We start from the raw sequence: 4,688 nt of genomic DNA on the forward strand, positions 1-4,688 counted from the left end.
GGATTTGATGAGTATTCACTCTTTACAGAGTCTAATGCAGTCCGGGTCCCCTTCGTCTAGAGGCCTAGGACACCGCCCTTTCACGGCGGTAACAGGGGTTCGAATCCCCTAGGGGATACCAATTTTTTATCTCGAAAGAGTAAAATTACTGATGTATGTCGGTAGTTCGCTTCATACGGGGCCTTAGCTCAGCTGGGAGAGCGCAACACTGGCAGTGTTGAGGTCAGCGGTTCGATCCCGCTAGGCTCCACCATATTGACCATTAATTTGGTAAATACAAGAAACCACCTCAAGGTGGTTTTTTTGTGCCTATAAATTGGGAATGAATACGGCCTTATTGCAATGATGGGAGCCTATCAACACTCTAGCGTCCACGTTGCTATCCTCAGCATTGAGGTCAATGTCATATGCAGACATATATTTAGTGCATATAAAATGGGATTATTACTTTAGTTTCATTGTCTCACAGGAGAAATAGATCTAGCGTACAACTTTAAATAGCGATGATTTGTGTCTAGTAATAGCAAGCGCATTACATAAGTGGTCTAAATATTCATATGAAGAAAGGAGCTTATACAAGGCGTAAATTACAGTAATTCGTTATTCTCATTATAAAATACACTACAGCGTACAAGCCCATTTTAGCCATTAATAATGGCCAGGGAATTGATGCTTTTGTATAAAGTAAAGCCACCGTTAACGGTAGCTTTAACTATAAATTACTTACTTAATGACAAGCTTGTTAGCTAGTCTATCCCTAAGAAGCCGCCCGTTTGGTGGGCCCATAGCTGAGCGTAGATCCCATCAGAATGGATCAGTTCTTGATGGGTTCCTTGTTCAACAATTTTCCCTTCATCGATCACGATTAATCTATCCATTGCAGCAATAGTCGATAAGCGGTGTGCAATAGCAATAACCGTTTTACCTTCCATTAGCTGGTATAAACTTTCTTGAATAGCAGCCTCTACTTCAGAATCTAACGCTGAAGTTGCCTCATCAAGTAATAAAATGGGCGCATTCTTTAGTAGGACGCGTGCAATAGCAACTCGCTGACGTTGACCGCCAGATAGTTTTACACCACGTTCACCGACTTGTGCGTCAAGCCCCGTATTGCCTTCAGGATCGCTTAGTCCTTGAATAAACTCATATGCTTGTGAATGTTTGATGGCACTGGTTAACTCGTCTTCAGAAGCATCTGGGTTACCATACAGAATATTCTCCCTAATGGAGCGGTGGAGCAGGGAGGTATCTTGGGTGACCATACCAATATGTGCGCGTAGGGAATCTTGAGTGACTTGGGTTATATCTTGTTTATCAATGAGGATTTTACCTGCTTCGACATCATGAAAACGCATTAACAAGTTAACTAATGTTGACTTACCGGCGCCGGAGCGGCCAACTAAACCCACTTTTTCGCCAGCTTTGATATTCAGATCTAAGTTGTCTATAACACTCGTTTTTTCACCGTAATGAAAACTCACGTCGTTAAAATCAATACTACCTTTATCAACCGTTAGATCTGGCGCATTATCAATATCGGTTATCTCGGTCGGCTTCGATAACGTATTCATACCATCTGCAACAGTCCCTATGTTTTCAAATAGAGAGCTTATTTCCCACATTATCCATTGAGACATACCGTTAAGGCGTAAAGATAAGCTAATGGCAATCGCAATCGAGCCAACAGTAATAGCACTATCACTCCATAGCCAAATAGATACCGCTGCAATACTAAACGCCAACATGTAGTTAATGATCTGCACGCTAACATTTATCCAAGTCACAAGGCGCATTTGGCGATAAACAGTATGCAAGAATGTCTTCATGCTGCCTTTTGCGTATTCAGCTTCTTTCTGGGTGTGAGAGAATAATTTTACCGTGGTAATGTTGGTATAACTATCGACAATACGCCCCATCATGGTTGAACGAGCATCAGCTTGTTCTGTAGATACTTTTTTAAGTTTTGGTAAGAATTTTACTTGTAAAGCAATGTAGACCAGCAGCCAGACAAGCATGGGTAGCATTAGTCTCAAATCGGCTTTTGCTATCATCACGACCATAGAAGTGAAATACACCAAAATATACACCAACACATCGAGCAACTTAGTGACGGTTTCTCTTACGGCAAGGGACGTCTGCATCACTTTGGTGGCAATACGCCCCGCAAAGTCATTTTGATAAAAAGACACGCTTTGTTTGAGCAAGTAGCGGTGAGCAAGCCAGCGAATAGACATGGGGTAGTTGCCCAATAGCCCCTGATAAACAATCAATGCGTGCAATAAGACCAATGTGGGGATAACGACTAAGACAAGAACAGTCATTCCCAGTAGCTTCATACCTTCTTTTTCAAGCAGCGTTTCAGGATCATTGTTGATTAAAAGGTCGACCAGATCGCCCATAAAACCGAATAAAGACACCTCTAATATGGCCAGTAGCGCCGTTAAAATAGACATAATGATTAACGGAACTTCAAATCCTTTGGTGTAATGACGGCAAAAGGCATATATCCCTTTAGGGGGTTGTTCTGGTTCTTCTGGGGGCAGCGCATTTACCCAAGATTCAAATCTCTTAAACATGTAATGTCTCAGTTGTTATTGATAGTTTATCAAGGTGTTGCTTCTATGGAGGTAGCATACTAGGAATTGTCTAGTTAAGGGGAGAAAGCTAAATTTATATTCAGTTCCGTTTTCCGCTAGTGGTAAAGACATTGATTGGGTAATATTCATTTAATGCTTAGCTTAAAACGGAAACATAATGGTTGATCACGATTGTACGATCGCAAGTGAAATTTGCCGAAAAGCTAGGCTGGCACGAGATGCTCGATTTGATGGGCAATTTTTTACAGGGGTACTTACCACCGGTATTTATTGCCGCAGCATTTGCCCCGCGGTGAGTCCCAAAGAGGAAAATGTCCGTTATTTTGATTCCCCTTTAAAGGCGGCAAATGTCGGTCTTAGGCCTTGCTTACGCTGTCGTCCCGATAGTGCTCCTGGTTCATTTGCTTGGAAAGGTGTAGCAACTACATTGGAGAGGGCTATCTCTCTAATTGATGTGGGCGTGCTTACCGGAGCTGATGCCATCAGTATTGAGCAACTGTCAGAACGTTTGGGGGTAAGTAGTCGCTATCTGCGTAAGCTCTTTACTGAAGGGGTTGGCACTTCAATCAAACAATATGCACAGTATAGACAGTTGATGTTTGCTAAACAGCTATTGCATCAAACAGAGTTAAGTATTACTCAAATTGGGCTTGCTGCGGGTTTTAACAGTATCCGCCGCTTTAACGAGGTGTTTAAACAAACATTGAAATTAACGCCTTCAACCTTTAGAAAACAGGTCATATCTGCAAATATCAAACTAACCAAAAACAGTCACTCAAAAATTAATGAGGTTGATGTCCCTTCTGTAGAACCAATAAAATTGAGTGTCGAACTGTATTATCGTCCACCATTTGCATGGCAGCAACAGCATGATTTTTATCAGGTTAGGGCTGTCAGTAATATGGAGTGGCTAGAGGGGGACAATAATTATGGTCGCAGTTTTACGACGAATGGGGTGAGTGGTTACTTCGACGCTAATCATAATAATGCCCGTAATAGTTTTAACGTCGATATTGTATTAGATAATGAACAAGGTCTTTCAGAGCTTAGCGCTATCATCGCAAATATTAAAAGGGTGTTAGATCTTGATGCCAATATGCAAGCTATAGAGCAAGTGTTGCACTTGCTCGCGCCATTGCAGCAAAAGATTATCCCAGGATTGAGGTTACCCGGCACTTGGTCAACCTTCGAGGCTGGGTGTCGGGCAGTTCTTGGACAGCAGGTTAGTATCATTCAAGCCTCAAAGTTGTTGAATCAGTTAGTACTTGCCTACGGTGAAAAGCGCATGATTAGTGATAAAGAGGTTATTTTATTTCCCACAGCGGAGGTGATAGCTAACGCGAGCTTGGATGAGTTAAAGATGCCTGGTGCAAGGAAATTAGCACTTAATGCATTAGGCGAGTTTGTAACACAAAACCCCGCTGCAGATATCAATGATTGGCTATCAATTAAAGGCATTGGCCCGTGGACCGTCGCTTATGCACATATGCGTGGGGCGAGTAGCCCTGACGTATTATTGTGTGGAGATTTGGTCGTTAAAAAGCGCGTGTTAACTCTTTATCAGCAACACAACGAAGTGCTGGAGTCGGCACCTGCAATAGATTACAGCGCTCTGACAAAAGAGATCGCCAGTACCGTGAGCCCGTGGGGAAGTTATTTAACCTTTCAGTTGTGGAATTTATCATGAAGCCGTTAATACCATTAGCAAAAATTAATTTTGATACTAGCGCGGGTATTATCTCACTCTGTGCCAACGCATCAGGGATCTCTCATCTAAATTTTGTTCCGCAATCAACAGACGATTGGCAGACAAGAGAGTTGAGCTTGGATGTCACAACAGACGTTGAATCATTAGCGCTCGCCACAATGCACTTAAACCAAGCAAAGAGTGAACTGCTCGAGTACTTTGCGGGTCAGCGGCAACAATTTAGTGTGGCCTTGGCGCCGAAGGGGACTGAATTTCAACAGCAAGTTTGGCAAGCGCTTGGTCAACTGGGTTTCGGTGAAACATGCAGTTATGCCGATATAGCGAGCGAAATTGGTCGACCCAAAGCGGTGAGAGCCGTCGGTACAGCCAATGGCGCGAATCCC

General features: G+C 42.9%; 3 protein-coding genes and 2 tRNA genes. 4 read left to right on the forward strand and 1 reads right to left on the reverse strand.

The genetic code is table 11. The annotated features are described in order from the left end of the window. The first annotated feature begins 45 nt into the window (after positions 1 to 45). Positions 46 to 121, forward strand: a tRNA-Glu gene (locus CXF82_RS00570). A 56-nt stretch (positions 122 to 177) separates the two neighbouring features. Then, positions 178 to 253, forward strand: a tRNA-Ala gene (locus CXF82_RS00575). 493 nt (positions 254 to 746) lie between these two features. Here CXF82_RS00575 and CXF82_RS00580 read toward each other — a convergent pair. Further along, positions 747 to 2,576 carry an ABC transporter ATP-binding protein gene (locus tag CXF82_RS00580; protein WP_102043482.1) on the reverse strand — a complete coding sequence of 610 codons (1,830 nt, stop codon included), beginning with the start codon at positions 2,574 to 2,576 and terminating at the stop codon, positions 747 to 749. Between the two features lie 178 nt (positions 2,577 to 2,754). Between CXF82_RS00580 and CXF82_RS00585 the strand changes: the two genes are divergently transcribed. Further along, the gene (locus CXF82_RS00585; RefSeq protein ID WP_102043483.1) at positions 2,755 to 4,284 is read left to right on the forward strand and encodes an AlkA N-terminal domain-containing protein; all 1,530 of its coding nucleotides are present in this window, start codon (positions 2,755 to 2,757) and stop codon (positions 4,282 to 4,284) included. After that, positions 4,281 to 4,688 (forward strand): methylated-DNA--[protein]-cysteine S-methyltransferase (locus CXF82_RS00590; protein WP_102043484.1); only part of this gene is annotated, 408 nt, incomplete at its 3' end. The genes CXF82_RS00585 and CXF82_RS00590, both read left to right, overlap by 4 nt.

This window comes from Shewanella sp. GutDb-MelDb (assembly GCF_002836075.1).
GTDB lineage: Bacteria > Pseudomonadota > Gammaproteobacteria > Enterobacterales > Shewanellaceae > Shewanella.

Coding starts and splice junctions, on each gene's coding strand:
- CXF82_RS00580 (WP_102043482.1), bottom strand. CDS start 2,576: ATGTTTAAGAGATTTGAATCTTGGGTAAATGCGCTGCCCCCAGAAGAA.
- CXF82_RS00585 (WP_102043483.1), top strand. CDS start 2,755: ATGGTTGATCACGATTGTACGATCGCAAGTGAAATTTGCCGAAAAGCT.